This window comes from Mesorhizobium carmichaelinearum (assembly GCF_900199455.1).
Taxonomy (GTDB): domain Bacteria; phylum Pseudomonadota; class Alphaproteobacteria; order Rhizobiales; family Rhizobiaceae; genus Mesorhizobium; species Mesorhizobium carmichaelinearum.
On record NZ_FZQR01000031.1, the window covers coordinates 24,895 to 45,941 of the forward strand.

22 protein-coding genes and 2 pseudogenes are annotated in these 21,047 nt (G+C 58.3%); 19 read left to right on the plus strand and 5 right to left on the minus strand.

Translation table 11 applies throughout. The annotated features are described in order from the left end of the window. Window positions 1-423 precede the first annotated feature (423 nt). The 3 genes from CKW40_RS35890 to CKW40_RS35900 are packed head-to-tail and all read right to left on the minus strand — an operon-like array spanning window position 424 to window position 3,258. Window positions 424-1,512 (minus strand): ABC transporter ATP-binding protein, encoded by a 1,089-nt coding sequence (locus tag CKW40_RS35890; RefSeq protein ID WP_244571413.1) that lies wholly within the window; start codon window positions 1,510-1,512, stop codon window positions 424-426. Further along, entirely contained in the window at window positions 1,509-2,345 is an 837-nt protein-coding gene (locus CKW40_RS35895) for an ABC transporter permease (RefSeq protein ID WP_244571414.1), read from the minus strand. The genes CKW40_RS35890 and CKW40_RS35895 overlap by 4 nt, the downstream gene beginning before the upstream one ends. A 10-nt stretch (window positions 2,346-2,355) precedes the next feature. Next, entirely contained in the window at window positions 2,356-3,258 is a 903-nt protein-coding gene (locus tag CKW40_RS35900) for an ABC transporter permease (protein WP_179298236.1), read from the minus strand. Between the two features lie 415 nt (window positions 3,259-3,673). Between CKW40_RS35900 and CKW40_RS35905 the strand changes: the two genes are divergently transcribed. Beyond that, window positions 3,674-4,345: a GntR family transcriptional regulator gene (locus tag CKW40_RS35905; RefSeq protein ID WP_095204441.1), complete on the plus strand. Its 672-nt coding sequence runs from the start codon at window positions 3,674-3,676 to the stop codon at window positions 4,343-4,345. A gap of 312 nt (window positions 4,346-4,657) precedes the next feature. Here CKW40_RS35905 and CKW40_RS35910 read toward each other — a convergent pair whose 3' ends face one another. Continuing rightward, window positions 4,658-5,431 carry a maleate cis-trans isomerase family protein gene (locus CKW40_RS35910; protein WP_095204442.1) on the minus strand — a complete coding sequence of 258 codons (774 nt, stop codon included), beginning with the start codon at window positions 5,429-5,431 and terminating at the stop codon, window positions 4,658-4,660. 293 nt (window positions 5,432-5,724) lie between these two features. Between CKW40_RS35910 and CKW40_RS35915 the strand changes: the two are divergent. The 13 genes and pseudogenes from CKW40_RS35915 to CKW40_RS46055 form a co-directional block, all read left to right on the plus strand. Continuing rightward, a pseudogene (locus CKW40_RS35915) lies at window positions 5,725-6,219 on the plus strand (dihydrodipicolinate synthase family protein); the annotation flags it as partial. A gap of 80 nt (window positions 6,220-6,299) precedes the next feature. After that, window positions 6,300-6,686 carry a transposase gene (locus CKW40_RS35920; protein WP_095204443.1) on the plus strand — a complete coding sequence of 129 codons (387 nt, stop codon included), beginning with the start codon at window positions 6,300-6,302 and terminating at the stop codon, window positions 6,684-6,686. After that, entirely contained in the window at window positions 6,683-7,027 is a 345-nt protein-coding gene (tnpB, locus tag CKW40_RS35925; protein WP_095204444.1) for an IS66 family insertion sequence element accessory protein TnpB, read from the plus strand. Before CKW40_RS35920 ends, tnpB begins: the two co-directional genes overlap by 4 nt. A 76-nt stretch (window positions 7,028-7,103) precedes the next feature. Next, window positions 7,104-9,158, plus strand: coding sequence for an IS66 family transposase (gene tnpC, locus CKW40_RS35930; protein WP_439331029.1), 2,055 nt, complete (start codon window positions 7,104-7,106; stop codon window positions 9,156-9,158). Between the two features lie 74 nt (window positions 9,159-9,232). Then, complete coding sequence (locus CKW40_RS35945) at window positions 9,233-9,592, plus strand: dihydrodipicolinate synthase family protein (protein ID WP_280175422.1); 360 nt, start codon at window positions 9,233-9,235, stop codon at window positions 9,590-9,592. 34 nt (window positions 9,593-9,626) lie between these two features. Next, on the plus strand, window positions 9,627-9,797 hold the full coding sequence (locus CKW40_RS44875; RefSeq protein WP_280175421.1) for an FMN-binding negative transcriptional regulator: 171 nt from the start codon (window positions 9,627-9,629) through the stop codon (window positions 9,795-9,797). Between the two features lie 160 nt (window positions 9,798-9,957). Continuing rightward, window positions 9,958-10,200 (plus strand): hypothetical protein, encoded by a 243-nt coding sequence (locus CKW40_RS35955; protein ID WP_179298237.1) that lies wholly within the window; start codon window positions 9,958-9,960, stop codon window positions 10,198-10,200. Further along, window positions 10,182-11,087, plus strand: coding sequence for an alkyl sulfatase dimerization domain-containing protein (locus tag CKW40_RS35960; protein WP_244571415.1), 906 nt, complete (start codon window positions 10,182-10,184; stop codon window positions 11,085-11,087). Before CKW40_RS35955 ends, CKW40_RS35960 begins: the two co-directional genes overlap by 19 nt. Window positions 11,088-11,379: 292 nt before the next feature. Further along, window positions 11,380-11,871, plus strand: a complete 492-nt coding sequence (locus CKW40_RS35965; RefSeq protein WP_095204464.1) for an Lrp/AsnC family transcriptional regulator — start codon at window positions 11,380-11,382, stop codon at window positions 11,869-11,871. Window positions 11,872-12,000: 129 nt separating this feature from the next. Next, entirely contained in the window at window positions 12,001-13,494 is a 1,494-nt protein-coding gene (locus CKW40_RS35970) for an NAD-dependent succinate-semialdehyde dehydrogenase (RefSeq protein ID WP_095204446.1), read from the plus strand. 34 nt (window positions 13,495-13,528) lie between these two features. Continuing rightward, the gene (locus CKW40_RS35975; protein WP_095204447.1) at window positions 13,529-14,908 is read left to right on the plus strand and encodes an aspartate aminotransferase family protein; all 1,380 of its coding nucleotides are present in this window, start codon (window positions 13,529-13,531) and stop codon (window positions 14,906-14,908) included. A gap of 9 nt (window positions 14,909-14,917) precedes the next feature. After that, window positions 14,918-15,127: a hypothetical protein gene (locus CKW40_RS46050; protein ID WP_095204448.1), complete on the plus strand. Its 210-nt coding sequence runs from the start codon at window positions 14,918-14,920 to the stop codon at window positions 15,125-15,127. Beyond that, window positions 15,058-15,233, plus strand: a pseudogene (locus CKW40_RS46055) (ISKra4-like element ISMet1 family transposase); the annotation flags it as partial. The gene CKW40_RS46050 and the pseudogene CKW40_RS46055, both read left to right, overlap by 70 nt. 143 nt (window positions 15,234-15,376) lie before the next feature. Here CKW40_RS46055 and CKW40_RS35985 read toward each other — a convergent pair. Beyond that, window positions 15,377-16,303 carry a LysR family transcriptional regulator gene (locus tag CKW40_RS35985; RefSeq protein ID WP_095204449.1) on the minus strand — a complete coding sequence of 309 codons (927 nt, stop codon included), beginning with the start codon at window positions 16,301-16,303 and terminating at the stop codon, window positions 15,377-15,379. A gap of 93 nt (window positions 16,304-16,396) precedes the next feature. On the opposite strand from CKW40_RS35985, the gene CKW40_RS35990 reads away from it, so the two are divergent. The 5 genes from CKW40_RS35990 (at window position 16,397) to ehuD (ending at window position 20,981) form a co-directional block, all read left to right on the plus strand. Then, window positions 16,397-17,839: an amidase gene (locus CKW40_RS35990; protein WP_244571421.1), complete on the plus strand. Its 1,443-nt coding sequence runs from the start codon at window positions 16,397-16,399 to the stop codon at window positions 17,837-17,839. Between the two features lie 29 nt (window positions 17,840-17,868). After that, window positions 17,869-18,714: an ectoine/hydroxyectoine ABC transporter substrate-binding protein EhuB gene (gene ehuB / locus CKW40_RS35995; protein WP_179298238.1), complete on the plus strand. Its 846-nt coding sequence runs from the start codon at window positions 17,869-17,871 to the stop codon at window positions 18,712-18,714. Window positions 18,715-18,853: 139 nt separating this feature from the next. After that, window positions 18,854-19,639: an ectoine/hydroxyectoine ABC transporter ATP-binding protein EhuA gene (gene ehuA, locus CKW40_RS36000; protein WP_095204452.1), complete on the plus strand. Its 786-nt coding sequence runs from the start codon at window positions 18,854-18,856 to the stop codon at window positions 19,637-19,639. Beyond that, on the plus strand, window positions 19,640-20,296 hold the full coding sequence (ehuC, locus tag CKW40_RS36005; RefSeq protein WP_095204453.1) for an ectoine/hydroxyectoine ABC transporter permease subunit EhuC: 657 nt from the start codon (window positions 19,640-19,642) through the stop codon (window positions 20,294-20,296). A 1-nt stretch (window position 20,297) separates the two neighbouring features. Continuing rightward, a complete protein-coding gene (ehuD, locus tag CKW40_RS36010) occupies window positions 20,298-20,981 on the plus strand; it encodes an ectoine/hydroxyectoine ABC transporter permease subunit EhuD (protein WP_095204454.1) in 684 nt (227 codons plus the stop codon). The last annotated feature ends 66 nt before the right edge of the window (window positions 20,982-21,047 follow it).

The following is a 21,047-nucleotide window of genomic DNA, read 5'->3' on the forward strand; positions in this document are numbered from 1 at the left end:
GATTGGCGGGCTGACCCACTCCGCTTTGCAGCGCGCTTTGTATTCGCATAGCCTCCCAAGTCGTAAGTCGTGGCTGTCGTCGGAACCCTTCTGGGCTTCCAGCCTTCCGGCGGCAGCCGCCGGTGGCAAAGGGGCGGTAGCGCTCTTAAGCTTTCTACGAAATGGGCTGCCTCAGCGCCTCGCCGATTGACTGATTGACTTCTAAATTTGCGCCTGCTCCCCGGCGCCCGGGTCGGGGGCCAGTGTGCAACTAATGAGATAACGAAGCGGGGTGGGCGAGTAGTTCGGTAAGCGTGTGGCCAAGGCGTTTAGGCGCAACGCGTTTCGCTTCTCAGTAAAAGTGGCGGGATGAAGGTGTAAAACCATCCTGCCATCGACTAATGGGCGCCCGGAGTGTGGTATGCGTGCTTACCCCTTCGAGGCTCACGAGCCACTTGGTACGACGATGCAGTCCCGCGGACGAAAGGAAATTGAAACCTCCTGGCCGGTTTGCTCGAGTGTCTGACCAGTATATTTTTCAGTCACGGTAAGCAGTTGACCACCAGCGATTTCCACCACTAGATGAAGGTCAGCACCGAGGTGGGCGATGTCCCTTATGGCACCGCGTATTTCGTTCACAGGCGTGCCCGCCGACGCTACCGTGGCTGCGTCGATCTGTATGCGCTCTGGCCTCACGCAGACATCATACTGTCCACCGGTCAGGTGGCCTCCAGATACGGGCACGATCATGTTGATACCGCTGGTGGCCTTGAACTTAGCGAGGCCTCCTGTACCGGGCGCCAGCTGACCACTAAACCAGTTCGATCGGCCAATAAATTCGGCCACGAAACGTGTCTTTGGATCGGCATAAATCTCTGTCGGCGCTCCTTGCTGCATGATCTTGCCTCCACTCATGACGATCACGCTATCACCAAGGCTCATCGCCTCTTCCTGATCATGGGTAACAACAATCGTCGTAGCGTTCACGGCAGCGAGAATTTCTTTCAGTTCGAAGCGGAGTTCCTGACGCAGTTTCGCATCTAGAGCGGAAAGCGGCTCATCGAGCAAAACCACCTCCGGATATGTTGCCAGGGCGCGCGCAAGCGCCACGCGCTGTTGCTGACCCCCACTCAACCGGCCCGGCCGCCTGTGCTCGAAGCCCTTGAGTTTTACTAGGGAAACCATTTCCGCTACCCGATCCGGGATCTTTGCCTTGTCAAACTTGCGGTGTTTCAGTCCATAGGCGATATTTTCGACAACTGTCATATGCGGAAACAGAGCATAATCCTGAAAAAGGAGACCTACATTGCGTTCGTACGGCCGACGACCCTTCATATCGATGCCGGAGAACATTACTGCGCCTTCGTTGGCGACTTCGAACCCGGAGATCATTCGCAGGGTTGTCGTCTTACCGCAGCCGCTGGGGCCGAGCAAAGACAAGATCTTACCTTTTTCAACACTGAACGAGATATCATCAACGGCGATGAAGGCTCCGTAGCGTTTTGTGACGTGCGAAAGTTGAAGGACACTCATGATGGTTCCCCTTGTGAGCTAAAGACGCCTTTGCCGATCAGGCGATCAAGCCCGACTGCCCAGTCCAGGAAGAGGATCAAGGCGAACGTGAACACCATCAGCACCACCGAAGCTGCCGCGATCGTCAGATCGAAGTTTGTTCGCATCATACTGACCATCGCGACTGGCAGCGTGTAGGAGTCCGGGGAGGTGAGGAACAAACTCACCGCCACGTCGTCCATGGAGAAGGCGAATGCAAAAACCGCGCCGGCGACCATGCCGGTTCGGGCAAGCGGAAAGGTGATGTCCCAAAATGCTCGGCGCTCGGTGGCACCCAGGCTCATCGCAGCTTCCGTCAGTGTCTTCCGGATTCCGACGAGCCCCGCAAGGGTTGTGCGTACGGTGTAAGGAAACGTAATTATGATGTGCCCAGCGAGCAGACGGGTGAAACCATCGAAGACGCCGACCATTGCGAATGACAGCAACAATGCAAAACCGATGACGACAGCCGGGACGACGAGAGACGAAAGAAACAACGTTTCCAACGCCTGCTTGCCCGGACCCTCATAGCGGTCAAGCCCAATTGCGGTGCACACGCCCGCGGCTGTCGAGACGATCGTTGCGATTGTTGCGAGCTTGAGGCTCGTTGCCAAGCCGGTCAAATAGTAGGTATCAGAAATGAACCTCTCGTACCAGCGCAGCGAGTATACTGGCGGCGGAAACCTGCCCAGATATTCGCGACCGTCGAACGACATTGTTATAGCGACGATAATCGGGAATACGAGGAAGATCAGTACAATGACAAGATTGGCAACACTCAACCAGGCTGCGGCGTGATCGATAAAGCGTTTCACAGGTCTGTCCTCATTTAAGGTCGCCGTGCCACTTTGAAACCATCCACGTCAGAGCGTAAATTGTAATCAGGGCGACGACGAGCATGGTGATAGCGACTGCGGATCCGCTTGGGTAATTAGCGATCTCACTGAAGCGTGCGTATATAAGATTGGAGACGAAAAGTACTTTACCCTTACCGAGGATCATGGGGACCACGAAGGCGCTGAGGCATAACGTGAAACTGATCAGGAAGGCAGACACGAGTCCAGGAATGCAAAGCGGCAGCGTGATTGACAGGTGCGATGCCAGTCTCGAAGCCCCAAGCACCTGAGAGGCTTCGACCAGCCTCGGGTTTAGATTTTGTATGGTGCCAATCAGTGTGAGCGCTGAAATTGGAATCAAGTAATGCAGCAACCCGAACGTCACCACCATTTCGGTGTAAAATCGGCCACTCGGCGATACGTCGAGCAGGCCCGCTATGAATTGGGCATAACCGGTCGGACCGAACGTCAGCTGGAGAGCATTCACTCTCACCAAAGTGCTCAAGAACATCATGCCGATGAGGAACCCGACTGCAAGCTTCCGCCAGAACGGGTTGTTCTGTCTTGCGACGCCATAGGCGATCGGGAAAGAAACGACCAATGCGATGAGCGATGACAGAATGCCAAATTTGAAGGTCTCGGCAAAATATATCAGGTACGACGGTTGTAGGATCTCCGCGTAGTTGGCCAGCGTGTAAGGAGCATCCTTGGCTGAGCCAATACGTCCTGGTTCGAAAAGACGAAGGCTCTCGTCAACAATGTTTGCGAGTGGCAGCACCAGAAAAGCCAAAAACAGAACTAATCCGGGCAACAACAACAGGGTAGTGCTCTTTAGAGATTTCATCAGCGACTCCGCGGTCTTAGAGCGCCCGGCAAAGATGCCAGACGCCATTGAAGCGTCCAGTCGACGGAGGCCTTGCCCCATTCAGCCGCAAGTGCCTTCGAGCTGTCAATCCAGGGTGGGCCCCACTCCGCGACGGAGAGAGAGTTCGCGACGCCGCGGTGCCGACAAGTGATTCCGTTAGGTTTGGAACGGCGAGCGCCGCGCCGCCGAGGACTCCGGTTTTGATAACACTCGAAAACTCTGGCATTTTGGTTTGCTGCCGATCAAGATTTGGTTCTTGTTAAGGCTCCGGTCGTGGCCTATGTTGTGCATTGAAGGTACCGGTGTACGACCTATATACAGCTATGATGCAGCACGGGGCTGACATGTCAAGGGAATTCGACTCATATGGGCAATCGGCCAATTCTTGCTCGAGTTCGAGAATTGCGCGTCGCCACCGACCGACGGAGCGAGATTTTTAACGATGGACAGAGTTATTAAAGAAACGGCAGAGCAACGGCAGCGACGGATGTATGAAAGTATCCGGAAGCGGATCAGTATATTGCATTATCCGCCCGGCATGATGATAAATGAAACGCAACTCGCAAGCGAGTTCGGCGTCAGTCGCACTCCTTTGCGACGTGTTCTTCAGCAACTGAACTATGAGGGCCTACTCGAAATCAGAAATGGCGTCGGCACTCGTGTAACCGACATCGACATGAAGACGTTCAAGGACATTTATGACCTTCGAATTCTTCTTGCTGAAAATATGGGAACCCTTTCTCCAAACTGGATCACGGATCGCCATCGGGACGTGTTGAAGGAATTGATTCAGCGTGCCGAACAGCTTCGCGGCAAGCCCGATATCGAGGAATTCGCACACCTGTCCAATGATCTCGAAGCCTTGGTTAACGACCTGATGGGCAGCATACCGATGCGTGAGATCTCTGGCGTTCTCTATTACAGGGTTGCTCGCATCTGGTACACCTTCTTGCCGAATTTGGAGTGGGATAGCGTTGTCGAGGAAGTGTTGGCTGAATTGAACCGTCTAAATGATGCGCTATTGGCCAATGACGTGGGCAAGCTTGGCAAAGCGAGAGCCGACTACGTGCGCCGGATGCTGAAAAAAGTAAGCCGATATATTTCCAGCGACTGACAGGCGTTGTTAGTGTGCTGAGGCTATTTATTCCGCTCGAAGGCCCCGGCGATTTGACATCGCAAGATGCACTGCGGCGATAGGGGTCACCGGTGGCTATATTCTGCACTTGAAAGGGGCAGAGGAGGGAAGTTGTCAGTCAGTGAGAACGGATGGGATGCTGCCGACGGCGCGACACAGGACCGACTCCGGTGGCAAACTCAAGCAGCGCAGCCCGAGAACGGGCCGCGCCTCAAAGACTCGCCGGGGCAAATCTACAGCTCTCAGGTAAAGGACCTGGCTAACAAAATCGATGCACCTACCGGAAACTGATCAGTGCTCTCGCAGCAGTCGGCCGTATCCATCGAACTGATCGTTGATACCCGCAAGACGCAGACAGTTCCACATCATGCCCTGGTTACTGGTAACAACGGGCTTGCCAGTATCCTGCTCGATCTGATCGATGACATCGATGGCTCGGAAGCCCCCGCAGCTCAGGAAGATCGCGTCGGCGTCAGGGTGGTCGATCGCCTTTGCGAACTCGCGAATGTATGCCGGGGTAACTCGGGTAATATCCTTGTCGTACGTCAAATCCAGGCCCTGAACGTTCAGGAGCTCGAAACCGCTCTTTTGCATGTGCTGCGCCACGACCGATGTTACCTCATCCGTGTAGGGCGTACCGACCACAATTTTTTTGGCGGACAGAGCGCGAAGGCCCTCTACCACACCCGTCAGAAGCGTCGTCGCTTGGCGGTTGGGATGGGCACGCTTCAGTTCGCGAGTGACCGCTTCTTCACCCATTACCGCGGTACCCGACGTACAGGCATAGCACATAACCGAAACGTCGAATTCCGGCATCAACTCCGCAGCGGCTGCCGCCAGTCCGCTTTCCATCGCGGCCAGGTTCTCGACCGTGCAGCCGATGGGCATGTGCGAACGTGTGAAGTGCACACAGACGCCCTCGGGCGCCATGCGCATCGTGTCTTCTTCGATCAGGTGGTCGCTCGAAATCAGGACAAAGCCGATCCGCGCGCGCCACGCCCGACCGTTGTCCATTTCTGGTTCCCACTTTTCAGAAACAATAGCCTGTCTTGCAGCTTCCGCCATTTACGAGTCCTCCATCTAACAGCAATTCACGCTGTGCCACGCACAACCATCCAATCTGCGAAACCATAAGCTAGATTACAAGCATACACAAGCTGTATATAGCAATAGAACCTAGAAGCGGGATATTAGGGAATCCGCGCGCATTCGTGAAGCCCACGCCTGGCGTGCGAGTAAATTCACCTTGACGACGACCTGATTGCCGATCTGAGGCAGGCACTGGACGCGCTCTGATGAGCCCAGTTCCGCATCGATTTCAACACTGACACGGTCATGCAGAAATCTGGAGCAATGCAATGGCAATCCTGAGCGGGCTTTCCGCTTTCCCTATCACGCCAACTCACCGGGACGGTCGGGTCGATGCCACGGCGCTGCGCAAGTTGGTTGCCAGGCTTTGCGCAGCGCAAGTCGATTCCATCGGCCTGCTCGGCAGCACCGGCAGCTACATGTATCTGACGCGCGAGGAACGACGTCGGGCCATCACCGAGACGCTCGGCGAAACCGGAGGGCAAACGCCCGTCGTCGTCGGCGTGGGCGCGCTGCGCACCGATGAGGCAGTGAAGTTCGCGCAGGACGCCAAGGCTATCGGCGCTACAGCGGGATTGCTTGCGGCTGTCTCTTACGCGCCGCTCACCGACGACGAGGTGTTCGAACATTTCTCGACCGTGGCGCGCGAAAGCGGACTGCCGATTGTCATTTACGACAATCCAGGCACCACGCACTTCCAGTTCACCCCGGCACTTGTCGGCCGTCTAGGAAAGATGCCGGGGATCGTCGCAATCAAGAATCCAACCGTAAGCGCGTAGGCATCCCCACGTAGCGTGCAGGCGGTTGATCGCTCATTTTCAGCATGAATCATGCGGAGAATCCTATGAGCGACAGTATGAGCCATCATCGAACATTCGAGATTTTGACGGCGGAGCCTGTGCCGTCCCGACGCAAGCCGCGCCATCGGTCGGACGAAGAGAAGGCACGGCTTGTCGCCGAAGCGTTCTCGCCAGGGGGCAATGTGTCGGCGGTTGCGCGTTCCGAGGGGCTGGACCCCTCGCAGCTCTATGCGTGGCGCCGCAAGGCGCTTTCGTCGGGCATGCTTGCGCCACTGACGGAGGGAGCGAGCAAGCCGGCGAAGTTCACGCGCTTTGAAGCGGTGGGCAGCGACACGGTGGAAATCGTCATTGGCGATGCAGTGGTGCGCACCGGCGGCGATGTTGATCCCGATCGCCTGGCGAGGATCATCCGCGCGGTTCGCAAGGCATGATCGCTTCCGGTGTGGTGGTTTACGTGTCGTGCCAGCCGGTCGACTTCCGCAAGGGCGCGGCATCGTTGATGGCTTTGGTCAGGGATGGCGGCCTGGACCCGTTCTCCGGGGCGCTTCACGTATTCCGTTCGAAGCGTGCGGACCGGGTTCGCATCGTGTGGTGGGACGGCAGCGGGGTTTGTCTTTATTCGAAGACTCTAGAAGATCACAGCTTCTGCTGGTCTGCGATATCGGTCGCGCGCATGCGTCTCGACCACGCCCAGTTGATGGCGCTTCTGGCCGGGCTAGACTGGAAAAAGATCCGTCCGGCCAGGGTCAGGCGGCCGTTATCGACGGGCTGAAACCGGCCTGCGGCAAGATGAATCATGCGGCTGGAACGGTTGGGAAAGCGGCTGTTTTTGTGTTCTGTTGCTTGCCATGGTTCTACCGGGTCTTGCCCTTCCCGACGACGTTGATGCGCTGAAGGCGATGATCCTTTCCATGGCTCGCGAGCAGGCTGCGAGCGAGGCCCGGATCGCAGTCGCCGAAGCTCGGATCGCAGCATCTGAGACGGAGGTCACCCGGCTGAAGGCCGTCGAGAAGAGCGCCAGCGAGCGGATCGCCAACCTCACGTCGATCCTGAAAGTTTTGCAGCGCACGCAACATGGCACGCGTTCCGAGCGGCTACGCCTGGCCATCGACGACGAGCAGGTCTCCTTTGTCTTCGAGGAGGTCGAGACCGGCCTTTCGGAAATCCGGAGCGAACTTGCTCACGCGGCCGGGGACAAGCCGAAGCGAGCCCCGCGCCCGCGCAAGGGTTTTGCCGCCCACCTCGAACGCATCGAGGAAGTTATCGAGCCGGAAATCCCGGCCGACTGCGAGGAGTTGGAAAAGGTCCTGATCGGTGAGGATCGCTCTGAACGGCTGGACGTCGTGCCGCCGAAGTTCCGGGTCATCGTCACGCGCCGTCCCAAATACGCCTTCCGGGGCCGTGACGGCGTGGTCCAGACTCTGGCGCCGGCCCACATCATCGAAAGCGGCCTGCCTACGGAGAGGCTGCTCGCCTATATCGCCGTGTCGAAATACGCCGATGGCCTCCCGCTTTACCGGCAGGAGGCCATCTATCTGCGCGACGGTGTCGAGATCAGCCGGTCGCTGATGGCGCAGTGGATGGGGCATCTGGGCTTTGAATTGCAGATGCTCGCCGATTATATCCTGGAGCGTGTGAAGGAGGGCGAAAGGGTCTTCGCCGACGAGACGACCTTGCCCACCCTTGCCCCCGGTTCCGGGAAAACCACGAAAGCCTGGCTATGGGCCTACGCACGGGATGATCGACCCTATGGCGGAACCAGTCCGCCAATGGTTGCCTATCGTTTTGAAGACAGCAGAGGCGCCGATTGCGTGGCGCGCCACCTCGCCGGATTCAGCGGCATCCTGCAAGTGGATGGCTACTCGGCCTATACCAACCTGGTCAAGGCACGGGCCAAAGCCGGCAGTAATGAAACAATCCGACTCGCCGGGTGCTGGGCTCACCTGCGGCGCAAATTCTACGACCTGCACATCACCGGGGTCTCGCAGGCCGCGACGGTAACGATCATCGCCATGACCGAATTGTGGAAGGTCGAGGACGAGGTTCGCGGCAAGGATGCCGGAAGCCGCGCCGCGCTCCGTCAGGAAAAGTCCGTGGCCATTGTCGCGAGCCTCTTCGATCTATGGGAAGCGGAACTGCACAAGGTCTCCAGAAAATCCAAGACCGCCGAGGCAATCCGCTACGCGCTCACCCGGCGGGAGGCGCTGGGACGCTTTCTGATGGACGGTCGCATCGAGATCGACTCCAACATCGTCGAGCGCGCGATCAGGCCCCAAACAACGACCGATTCATACTGCACCTCCTCTTCAAACGTCCGGAAACAGGGACTTTTGGCTTTCCATTTTGATGCGACACGGGCCTCTGTGACGCTGAAACTGGGTCACTTCGTCCTTTTCCAGATCCGTAGCTCGTATTTGGTGCGGCGCATCCGGCACCACCTGCTCGGTAGGGAGCACGCCCTCCTTGATCAGTCGACGGACGCGATGGGCAGTAACTCCAAGCTTTTTGGCGGCTTCGGTCAGCGTGAGCCTCTCGCCATTCTTTTCGGCGGATCGGTAGCCGTGGATTTTATGGACTGTGCGCAGTGCCCCGACACGGCGCCCTGTCCAGGTTTTGCCTTGTCCGGTCTGCATTCCCATTCGGTTGAGAGTAGCGGCAATGTCGGCATCGGACCATCGGGTCGCCATAGACCGCATGATCGCAAGGGCGGCCTCGGGAGTACTCTGGCCATGCTCGCCCGATTTAGGTTACGAACCTGGGCGACGGTAGCCACCTTGCTGCAAACCTGCAAAATGAACAGCGTCGATCCGCTCGACTGGCTCTCGCAGACCTTGACCCGCATCGCTCAAGGCTGGCCGGCATCCGAAATCGAAATGCTCATGCCTTGGAACTTTAGGGCCTGACGTTATCGGCTGACCGCTTACATCCAACCGATGGTGGCGATACGATCAACAGCCATCTGGCTGAGCAGAGGCGCATCGTTCCGGAGGAATTCTCGATCGGCTACAGTGGCGACCGGAACTGCTCCGAAGCCATGATCGCCGGAGCCGACACATGGTACAGCGTCCTCGGCGGCATCTTGCCCGAACCCTGTCTGAAAATCGTCAGGGCAGCGCAGCGCGGAGACGCCGAGGAAGCACGCAGACTGGACCGCAGACTGATGCCTGTGTGGGATCTCTTCAAGAAATTCTCCAGCCTTCGCGTCGTCTATGCACTCGCCGAATTGCTGGACATTTGTTCCACCGAACCCCCATTCCCGATCCTGCCGGTCTCTGCCGCGGCAAAGCGCGAGATCGCCGAGGTATTGCAAAATCTGCCCTCAGGCTCCGGTTGGTGAACCGTGTGAGGCTTGATCAACGAAAGGATCAGTCATGTATGTCCCTGCGCATTTCAATGAGCCAAACCGAGACGTTCTTTACGACATGATCGAGAACAATGTGCTTGGTGTTTTGATCACCCACGGAGCAAGCGGCCTCGACGCCAATCACATCCCTAGCAGTCAGAATGCGCGTTGGAGCGCTTCTACGTGCCAATGGCGATGATGCGCCGCGTTCCCCCTCTGTTTTTCGGATGGGTTGGAGCCGGTTCCGCAGACAGCGCGAACCGGGAAGGGCGCAGCGCGGCCGGAAGGCAGAGGGGGGAACGGTTGCAGCGGGTTTGGAGGTTCGGGAGGCTCCGGCCGGCCCGCTACGAAGAAACGACATGCCAAAGGCTATTCAGAAGATCACCCTCGACCGATCGGATGACATTCCCTTCGACAATCTCGAACTCTCCCAGAAGAACGTTCGCAACATCAAGGTGGGCGCCTCGATTGAGGATCTCGCCAACCACATCGGCCTTCGGGGACTGCTCATGAGCCTGAATGTACGGCCGATCCTTAGCGAGAACGCCCGGCAGCGAGGAACCACCGCAACGCAGGCACGCAGTTGGAGTACGGCCGGGTAACGCCTCATACGCGCGAGGGCTTCATCCCCCCGACCAAGACTTTTGACGGCGATGAAGAAGACCTGACGATTGCGGGCGTGCAGCTCAAGTTGATCTTCACGCCGGGCGAAGCTGACGAGAACATCTCGGTCTGGCTACCTGATCGCAAGGTGCTCATCGCTGGTGATGTCTTCTTGAAGACCTTCCCCAACATCGCTCCGCTGCGGGGCTTGCCAACTCGCCCGGTGGAGAAGTGGATTTCGAGCCTGAACAAGCTGATCGCCCTTGATCCGGATTTCGTGGTCCCCGGACATATGGGCACTATCCAGGATGCCGCTAAAGCGAAAGACGCACTTGTGGCTTCTCGCGACGGCATCAAATTCGTCTATGACAGGACGATGGAGGGCATTGCCAAAGGGAAGACACCCGACGAGCTGGTCCAGGAAATTAAACTGCCGGAAAAGCTCGCGAAGCATCCTTATCTGCAAGAATTCTACGGCACTGTCGCATGGTCGGTGCGCGGGATCTACTCTCAGAATGCGGGCTGGTTTGACGGTAACCCAACCAAAATCTTTCCGATGACCGATAAGGAACGGGCGGAAAAGCTGGTCGCTATGATCGGTGGTCGAGAGAGAATGTTGGAGAGTGCGCAAGCAGCGCTCGAGGTCGAAGAGTTCCAGTGGGCCGCAGAACAGGCCGATTACCTACTCGCGCTCGATCCGGACGATAGTCTGGCGACCGAGGTAAAGGTTCGGGCCCTCCGAGCGTTGGGTGAGCGTCAGATGAATGCGACGGCCCGAAACTACTATCTCACCGTGGCCAACAGCTTGAAAGAGAGCCAAAGCCCAAAGCCAGGTAAGCAAGTGCCGCTGCCACTGCCCCGACGATCGTCAGGGAGAGACCGGTAATTTCTTCTGTGGTTGCCGCCTGTGATGCAAGAAGTTTCTGATCCTATGGGTGGTGATCGAGCGAGGTCTTCTGTAAGGCCTTTGAATGCGGCGCTTTCAGAAGCCGCTGGCCGGTATGGTGACCTGCGGATCGGGTCCATATCTCTGGGACGAGCTCGCAGGCTCGGTCAAATTATCTGGTTTTCCCGATCCAGATCTGTTCGATCATTTTGCCCATTCGGGACGTCGCCTTCTTTCATCACAGGCGGCAACCACAGAAGAAATTACCGGTCTCGACGAAAAAGTGGACATGATGGCTGCACCGAAACTTGACCCGATCGACCTCAAAATCCTCGATGCCATCCAGCGCGATGGGCGCATCACCAAGCTGGCGTTGGCCGACAAGGTCGGGCTGTCGCCAACGCCGTGCTGGATGCGGCTGCGCAAGCTGGAAAAGGCCGGCATCGTCTCGGGCTATCATGCATCGATTGCAATCCGCGTCGTCGCCCCCGTCGCCACCGTCTTGATGGAAGTGACGCTGGCCAGCCATCGCCAGGCCGATTTCGACCGTTTCGAGCGCGTTATCCGCGACATTCCCGAGATCGTTGCCTGCTGGTCGGTGGGTGGCGGCGTCGACTATGTGCTGAAGGTTATGGCGCGCGATGTCGACGCCTACCAGAGGCTGGTCGATGCCTTGCTCGAGCGGGAGATCGGCATCGACCGCTACTTCACTTACATAGTCACCAAGACGGTGAAGGATGAGACCGTCTTGCCGTTGGCCGACCTGCTGCCACCACATTTGTAGCGGAGTTATATTCTCTTGCCGGCGCGCGCAATAAAGAGAATCTCTCTTCAGGTAGGCATCCAAACAGCCTCTCTGGCTGCCGATGGCGAATAGTCTCCCTGTATCAGTCCGATCCGGGAGGCCTCCACCATGTCCGCGCACTTTGCCCGCACGATCCGCCATGACGCACTCGACCGCCTCGTCGATCGTCGGCTGCTGCGCGAGCTCGCCTATGTCGATGGACAGTGGACGGCGAGCGAGGTTGCTGAAAGCTTCGAAGTCACCGATCCAGCCAGCGGCGCCACCGTCGCTTTCGTCTCTGCTCTCAATGCCCAGCAGACCACAACTGCCATTGATGCAGCGACGCGCGCCTTTCCGGCCTGGCGGGCGTTGCTTCCGCAGGAGCGGTCGAAAATCCTGCGAAAATGGTTCGAGCTGATCATCACCGCCAAAGACGACCTCGCCCTGCTCATGACGCTTGAGCAGGGCAAGCCGCTCAAGGAGTCGCTGGGCGAGATCGACTATGCCGCCTCCTTCGTCGAATGGTATGCGGAAGAAGCAAGACGCCTGAACGCCGAGAGCGTCACCAGCCATCTGCCGAACGCTGAAATGATGGTGCGGCGCGAGCCGCTCGGCGTTGTCGGTGTAGTCACACCGTGGAATTTTCCATCGGCGATGCTGACCCGCAAGGCGGCCGCGGCCCTTGCCGCTGGCTGCACCATCGTTGCCCATCCCTCTGCGGAAACGCCGCTGTCGGCGCTGGCGCTGGCCGAACTCGGCGAGCGCGCCGGACTGCCCGCTGGTGTCTTCAACGTCATCACCGGCAAAGCCGCGACGATCGTCGGGCGGATGTGTGAAGATCCACGGGTCCGCGCGATGAGCTTCACCGGCTCGACAGAAATTGGCAGGCTGATCGCCGCACAGAGCGCGCCGACAATGAAGCGGCTGGTGATGGAGCTCGGCGGCCACGCGCCGCTGATCGTCTTCGACGACGCCGATATCGAAAAGGCAGTGACGATCGCGCTCGACGCCAAATTCGCCACCTCGGGCCAGGACTGCCTCGCCGCCAACCGCATCTATGTGCAGCGCTCCCTTTACGACCGTTTCTGCGCCGCCTTTGCGCGGCGCATCGAGACGCTGCGAACCGGCAATGGGCTTGCCGACGATACCGACATCGGCCCGCTGATGCACGAGCGGGCTATCGGCAAAGTCGAGGAACAGGTTGCCGACGCGCTCGCCCGCGGCGCGCGCTGCCTTGCCGGCGGCAAGCTTCACGCGGCGGGATCGCTGTTCTACCAGCCGACGCTGCTGGTAGATGTCGCCGACGAAGCGCTGATCATGCGCGAAGAGACCTTTGGCCCGGTCGCGGCGGTGACGCCATTCGACAGCGAGGCCGAGGTGATTGCCCGCGCCAACGCCACCGAATATGGCCTGGTCACCTATGTCGTGACCGAGAACGGCGCGCGTCAGCAACGCATGGGCCGCGCACTCGACTACGGCATGGTTGCCATCAACCGCGTCAAGATCACCGGCGCGCCGATCCCCTTCGGCGGCGTCAAGCAATCCGGCATCGGCCGCGAAGGCTCGCGCCATGGGCTCGAAGCTTTCACCGATCTGAAGTATCTCTGCCTGGACCTTGCATAGGTTCGTCCGGCCCATCGCTCGAGGAGTCAAAAAAATGCTCGACCAGTCCAACGAACTCGCCGCCTGGGATCGCGACCATTTCTTCCATCCCTCGACCCACATGGGCACGCACGCCCGGGGTGAATCGCCGACCCGCATCATGGCCGGCGGCGAAGGCGTCACCGTCTGGGACAACAATGGCAAGAAGAGCCTCGATGCATTCGCCGGCCTCTATTGCGTCAATGTCGGCTATGGCCGCCAGAAGATCGCCGACGCCATTGCCGCGCAGGCGAAGAACCTCGCCTATTACCACGCCTATGTCGGCCACGGCACCGAGGCCTCGATCACGCTGTCAAAGATGATCATCGACCGCGCGCCGAAAGGCATGAGCCGGGTCTATTTCGGCCTCTCGGGTTCGGACGCCAACGAAACCAACATCAAGCTGATCTGGTACTACAACAACGTGCTCGGCCGGCCGGAGAAGAAGAAGATCATCTCGCGCTGGCGCGGCTATCACGGCTCGGGCGTGATGACCGGTTCGCTGACCGGGCTCGACCTGTTTCACAATGCCTTCGACCTGCCGCGCGCGCCGGTGCTGCACACCGAGGCGCCCTACTACTTCCGCCGCGCCGACCGCTCGATGAGCGAAGAGCAGTTCTCGCAGCATTGCGCTGACAAACTCGAGGAGATGATCCTGGCCGAAGGCCCGGAAACCGTCGCCGCCTTCATCGGCGAGCCGATCCTCGGCACCGGCGGCATCGTGCCGCCGCCTGCCGGCTACTGGGAAAAGATCCAGGCGGTGCTGAAGAAGTATGATGTGCTGCTGGTTGCCGACGAGGTGGTCACGGGCTTTGGCCGGCTCGGCACAATGTTCGGCTCCGACCATTACGGCATCAAGCCGGACCTCATCACCATCGCCAAGGGTCTGACCTCGGCCTACGCGCCACTGTCGGGCGTCATCGTCGCCGACAAGATGTGGCAGGTTCTGGTGCAGGGTTCCGACAAGCTCGGTTCGCTAGGCCATGGCTGGACCTATTCGGCGCACCCGATCTGCGTTGCCGCCGGTGTCGCCAATCTCGAACTGATCGACGAGATGGACCTGGTGACGAACGCCCGCGAGACCGGCGGCTATTTCCGCGCGGAGCTCGCCAAGGCGGTCGGCGACCACAAAAATGTCGGCGATGTGCGTGGCGACGGCATGCTGGCGGCGGTCGAGTTTGTCGCCGACAGGGACGACAGGGTGTTCTTCGACGCTTCGCAGAAGATCGGCCCGCAGGTCGCGACGGCACTGGCCGCGAGCGGCGTCATCGGCCGGGCCATGCCGCAGGGCGATATCCTCGGCTTCGCACCGCCGCTCTGCCTGACACGTGAGGAGGCCGACATCGTCGTTTCGAAGACGGCGGACGCGGTGAAGAGCGTGTTTGCGAGTATCTGACATCCAGCCATGAATGCGACAATCATGCTGGAGCAACTCCTGGCGAGACTGAAAGACTCGCAAAGGGACGGCGAGTTCTCGATCGCACGGCTTTATAACTTCGCCTCGCAGCTCCTGACCTATGTCCATTCAAATCGCGGCGCGGCGCGATCGTCAACTATGGAAAGCGCTATCGGGCTGGGCTTCGCGTTGCCTCCGCTCTGGCCGAGTCGGCGGTGAATTCACTTGTCGGCAAGCGGATGGTCAAAAGCAGCAGATGCGCTGGTCCCCCCACGGTGCCCACATGCTGATGCAGGTCCGGACGGCCTACATCAATGGCGAACTTCGCGATCGGCTGCGGGCACCCTTCCGACAGCCAGAGCCAAACGTGCCCCCATTATTCAAGCCCAAACCACCCCTTCTGCGCGCCGCGTAACCCCAGAGAAATTACTGGTCTCCTAGGGATTGGCCAGCAAGATCGGCCGAGGCTTATCCACCGAAATCCCCAAAATACTTGGAGTCAATTTCGTGGAAAAACATCTGCGCCACACTGGTGAAACGCCGTAGGAAAGGGGGCTTCGCTGGCCCATACCGATCAACGATCACCAATTGCGGCGCAGGTAATTGTTCGACTATGCGTTTGCGCGTCAAACTATCGCTGTCTGGACTTCCACGACCGAGGGGCCGCATGTTGAGAATTGAAAACCCGAACCCGCAGGCGACTGCGGCCCGCACAGACTCGTAGCTACGGGTTCTAAAACCCACTTTTGGCCGTTCTCCAACGATATCGAACAAGCTCAACAAATACGCAGAAGTTTGCGGCAAGTCGAGAAGCACCAGAGGCAACCGCGCGAGTTCGGTCAGGCTAACTTCAGAATGCTTGGCCAAGGCACTGTCAACGTGCAACAGAGCATGAGGGGGAACACGTGCTAAAATTGCGGCATCCCCAGGAAGCCCTCCACCTATGTCATAGGTTACCACGGCATCCACAGTATTGCCTTCCAGCCACCTTAGGAGTTGTGGCTGCTCGCCCTCGAACAGCTGGACCTCAACTCCTTCTTGGTCGATGAAACGACGCAAAAGCTCGGGCATAAAGAGAGCTCCGAAAGGTTCGAAACAACCTAGCCGAAGAACCGCCGGCGCCTTGGGGCTGTGCCTCTCCATTGAGCGCTCGAATTCTGCTTCCGCTGCCAGAAGCAGTCGCGCAGAAGCTAAGAAGCGCTCACCCGCAGGCGTTGCGACCACGCCGCGTGAGGGGCGTCGCTCGAACAGTCGGGCCCCCATCTCGATCTCAGCGGCGTCGACGGCCGACAGAATAGACGATTGCGAAATCCGGCAGGTTCGGGCCGCTGCAGCGATCGAGCCCGATTCTGCAACAGCCGCAACATAGCGGAGCTGGCGGAGTGACATGTCCATAACTACATCCTATGCATCAAAGCGCAACCAATAATGCATTTTATAGAGTTTGGGTTTTCCTGCATACTGCGCTCGCAGGGGAGGAACTTGGACGTGAAGAACGCGGTCAGTGGCACGAACTTGCCGGAGATAGGGGGGGCGGAACTCAATCGCTTCGACGTCGAAAGCCTCGCGGCAGCGTATCGAAATAAGCAGCTTTCGCCTGTCGAAATAACCCAGGCGGCCCTGGCGCGAGCAACTGAGATACAAGGGTCGCTAAACCCGTTCACCTTCCTCGATCCGGAAAATGCCCTGGCGGCGGCTCGCTCCGCCGAACGAAGATGGGCGAAAGGTGAGCCGCTCTCGCCGATAGACGGTGTTCCCACTACACTGAAGGACATCGTTCATGTGCAGCGATGGACTGTACGATATGGGAGCCGGACGACCGACCCAGCGCCCATGCATCAGGATGCTCCTTCTGTCGCTCGTTTGCGTAAGGCCGGCGCCGTCTTTATTGGTCAGACAACGACACCTGAGTTCGGCTGGAAAGCGGTAACTGACAGTCCTGCATTTGGGGTCACCCGCAACCCGTGGAACCCAACCCGCACACCGGGCGGTTCCTCGGGAGGGGCGGCCGTCGCAGCAGCCTGCGGGGCAGGCGTCTTGCACCTTGGCACAGACGGTGGGGGCTCAATTCGAATCCCCTCTTCATTCACTGGGATTGTGGGCCACAAGCCGACTTACGGGCGAGTTGCTGCCCATCCTTTAAGCTCATTTGGCACAGTTGCGCACATTGGACCAATGACGCGCACGGTGGGTGATGCTGTTGCAATGTTGGAGGTGGTGTCCGGGCGCGATTTACGCGACTGGACCCAGCCACCTGTTAGGTATCCGAAGTTGAATGTGTCCCGTTTCGATTGGAAGGGAAAGCGCATTGGTTATTGGAAAGAACCTTGCGTGGGCAGAGTTGAGCCTGCAGTAGCCGCGGCGATTGATGGCGTCGTCAATGAGCTTGAGGAAGCGGGAGCCATAGTCACGGAGATCCGCCTGCCGGAACAGGAAACTCTCCTCGAACTCTTCTACGCTCACTGGTATGTCGGGGCGGCAAACAGGTTAGCTTCGATCGATCCTGCGAAGTGGTCCACCCTCGACCCAGGTTTTCTTAACGCGGCCAGTGCGGGGCAAGGGTATACCGGCGTCGAACGCATGGCTGCGGAGATACGGCGCGCTAGGTTCGGAGCCGCCATGGATGCCTTGCTCGACGAACACGACTTTATCGTCTCGCCGACTGTCCCGGTGCTGCCATTCGAAGCCGGCCACGATACTCCGCCTGGCGGCGACTTACAAAGCTGGGTCTCATGGTCTTCATTCAGCTTTCCGATCAATCTCAGCCAGCAGCCCGCTTCAACAGTGCCGTGCGGGTTGACAGAGGACGGACTGCCCATAGGCATGCAGATTATCGGCGCGCGCGGCGAGGACAGCGAAGTCTTAAGTGCTGCACTATCGTACGAAGAGATGTATCCACATCGCTTCCTGAGTTGCAACCGGGCAAAATAGCCCTCTATTCAAGAAAAAGGGGAATGACAATGACAAATGTACGCAAATGCTTTGCAGCCTCAATGCTGGCGTTATTTATCGTCGGGGCGCTTAACCTTTCGTATGAGAGCGCGTTAGCTCAAACGATGGATGAGGCGAAGGCCAACGGCGTAACGATCGCAATCGCCAATGATCCGCCCTTGATGACAATGAACGCAGACGGTTCGCCGGGCGGCTTGGGGCCAGAAATGGATGCAGCCATTCTCGCGGAGGCCGGCATCACCAAGTACTCCGGTCAGGTCATGGAATATGGCGCTATGATCCCCGCGCTGCAATCGAAACGCGCCACGCTGTCTACGAGCGGCGCCCTCTACATCAAACCTGAGCGTTGCGACGCTGTCCTTTTTTCGGACCCGGTCTCGTGCAATGCCGAGGTCCTGATCGTGCCCGCGACGCTAGCCGACAAGGTGAAAACCTACAAGGACGTTGCTGACCAGGGTCTAAAGATTGGCGTATGTGGTGGGTGTTATGAGCAGAAGCTGGCGCTGGCCGCTGGAGTGAAGGAGGACAACATCGTTGTGTTCCCCGACGCGACCAGCGGTATAAAGCTTCTGACTGACAAACGGATCGACGTCTACGCCCATGACTCGTATACGGGGGCGGCGATGTTCAAAAGGCTGGACGCCAAGGAAATGCGCTTCGTCCGTCTGGACGACCTCAAATCCTGCGCAGCTGCGGGCTTCAACAAGGACAGCGCTGCGCTGCGCGATGCATATAATGAAGGTCTTCGGAAGATTCGAGCCAATGGCACATACACAGCGTTGTTGAAGAAGTACAATTTTGAAGAGGGCGCGCACGTCGAAAATGTAACTACGGAAAAGCTCTGCGCCAAGTGAGCGTATCTTGATGGGAAAGGGAAGCACCCGAAGTGGTGCTTCCCTTTCGAGCAAGTCCGGCCACGATACTGATTGGCCGCTATGAGCCCCACGTTCGACGTTCGTTGTTGATGTTGGGCAATTTATTCCGGGAGCTGACATGACCGCGCCTATGGTCCACTTCGCCGACGTGCGCAAACTATACGGCGCACATCCTGTTCTAGATGGCCTAAGTTTCAGTGTGTCGCCTGGGGAGAAACTGGCGCTCATTGGTGCGTCAGGCTCGGGCAAGACCACAATCCTGCGCATCTTGATGACCCTCGAAGAAATTGAAGGCGGCAGCGTCGCTATCCAGGGCTCTCCACTGTGGAATCCTGGCATGGCGAAGCTGAGTACGCGGCAACGCGAAACTCAGCTCCACGAGATGCGCCGAAACATCGGCATGGTGTTTCAGCAGTTTAATCTTTTTCCGCATATGACAGTCCTGCGCAACGTGACCCTGGCGCCGATGCTTACTCAAGGGCTTTCTCAGGCAGCCGCCAAGGTTTTGGCCATGGAATTGCTCGACATGGTTGGCATGGCGCACAAAGCTCACGCACTCCCAGCCGAACTCTCCGGCGGCCAAAAGCAACGTGTGGCGATAGCACGCGCGCTGGCGCTGAAGCCAAAAGTCATGTTGTTCGACGAGGTCACATCGGCGCTGGATCCCGAGCTTGTCGAGGAAGTTCTCAATGTAATGCGCAAACTGGCGGTCGAGACGGACATGACGATGCTGCTCGTCACCCATGAGATGAGTTTCGCCCGCGATTTTGCTGATCGCGTGCTCTTTCTGGACGGCGGGCGCATCGTTGAGGAAGGGCCCCCAAAAGACATCTTCTCGAACCCGCAGCAAGAACGGACCAAGCAATTTCTTCACAAGATTGTCGCCGCAGGACTAAGTCTTTAGATGCCTCCGTCTATTGAATTCCTGCCCATCATCCTCGCTGGAGCCATCTTAACCATAGAGCTCACCCTCATGGGAGGCATATTGGCGCTCGTCGTGGCGTTCGTGGTGGGTTTTGCCCGCCTTGCGAACTCTGCCTGGCTTCGGTCGCCGGCCAGGATTTTTATGGAATTCTTCCGAGGCAGCTCGATGCTTGTGCAGCTGTTCTGGGCCTATTTCGTGCTGCCTTTGGCGGGGGTGTCGCTGACTCCGCTTCAAGCGGGGGTGCTCATCCTGGGTCTCAATTCTGGTGCCTACATGTCGGAAATTGTTCGCGGCGCCATGCTGGCGTTGCCACGTGAGCAGTTCGAGGCATGTATCGCGTTAAACCTGGGCCGTTGGGAGCGGCTTAGATACGTGCTCTTGCCTCAAGCCTTGCGGCTGATGATCCCACCCTTCTCGAATAGCGCTGTTGAACTGCTGAAATCAACGTCCGTCGTGTCATTGATCTCGCTTTCGGACATGACTTTCCGGGCGCAGACCGTACGTGCGCAAACGGGCGACGCGTCGGTACCTTTCACCACCATCCTGGTTGTCTACTTCGTGCTGGCAACGATCCTGTCGTCGCTTTTGAACTCCGTCGAACGACGACTCCGGCCAACTAAAGGAGGGAGGACCTGACATGGAATGGGATTGGTCCTTTGCGCTGGAGATTATTCCGCTGCTAGCACAGGGCGTGAAGATTACAGTATACGCCGGCCTCTTGGCGTCTGCGCTCGCCATGCTGACTGGATTGGGGATTGCAATTCTGAGGCGTTCGGCCGGCCCTGTCATGGGATCGGTCGTTCGGTTTGGCGTCGGCTTTGTGCGAGGCACTCCACTGCTGGTACAGCTTTACTTCACTTTTTACGTCCTGCCCGATGTCGGTATTTACCTAAGCCCTCTGGCAGCGGGAGTGATTACGCTGGGCATCCACTATTCGACCTATACGTCGGAGGTATATCGGGCAGGTATCGACAATGTTGATCGGGGCCTCTGGGAAGCGGCGAAAGCTCTGAACCTGACCCGGCCACAGACCTGGTGGTACGTTATCTTGCCGCAGGCGGTGCCTCCGATGTTGCCCGCGCTTGGCAATTACATCGTTGCGATGTTCAAGGAAACTCCGCTGCTCTCAGTGATCACCGTAATTGAACTGATGGGAGAGGCGCGGATCATCGCCAACATACATTATAGATATCTTGAGCCGATGACTATGGTAGGACTATTTTTTCTAGCAGTTAGCGTACCCTCTGTCATCGCTCTTCAATATCTGGAGAAGCGATACGGAGTAGCGCAGAAGCGCCACCGTACCATGGCAATATTTTGAAGGTGATACGCAGGTCTTGGTACGGTGAGGCAATATGACAGCATAGCCAGACTGCATATTGAGTCT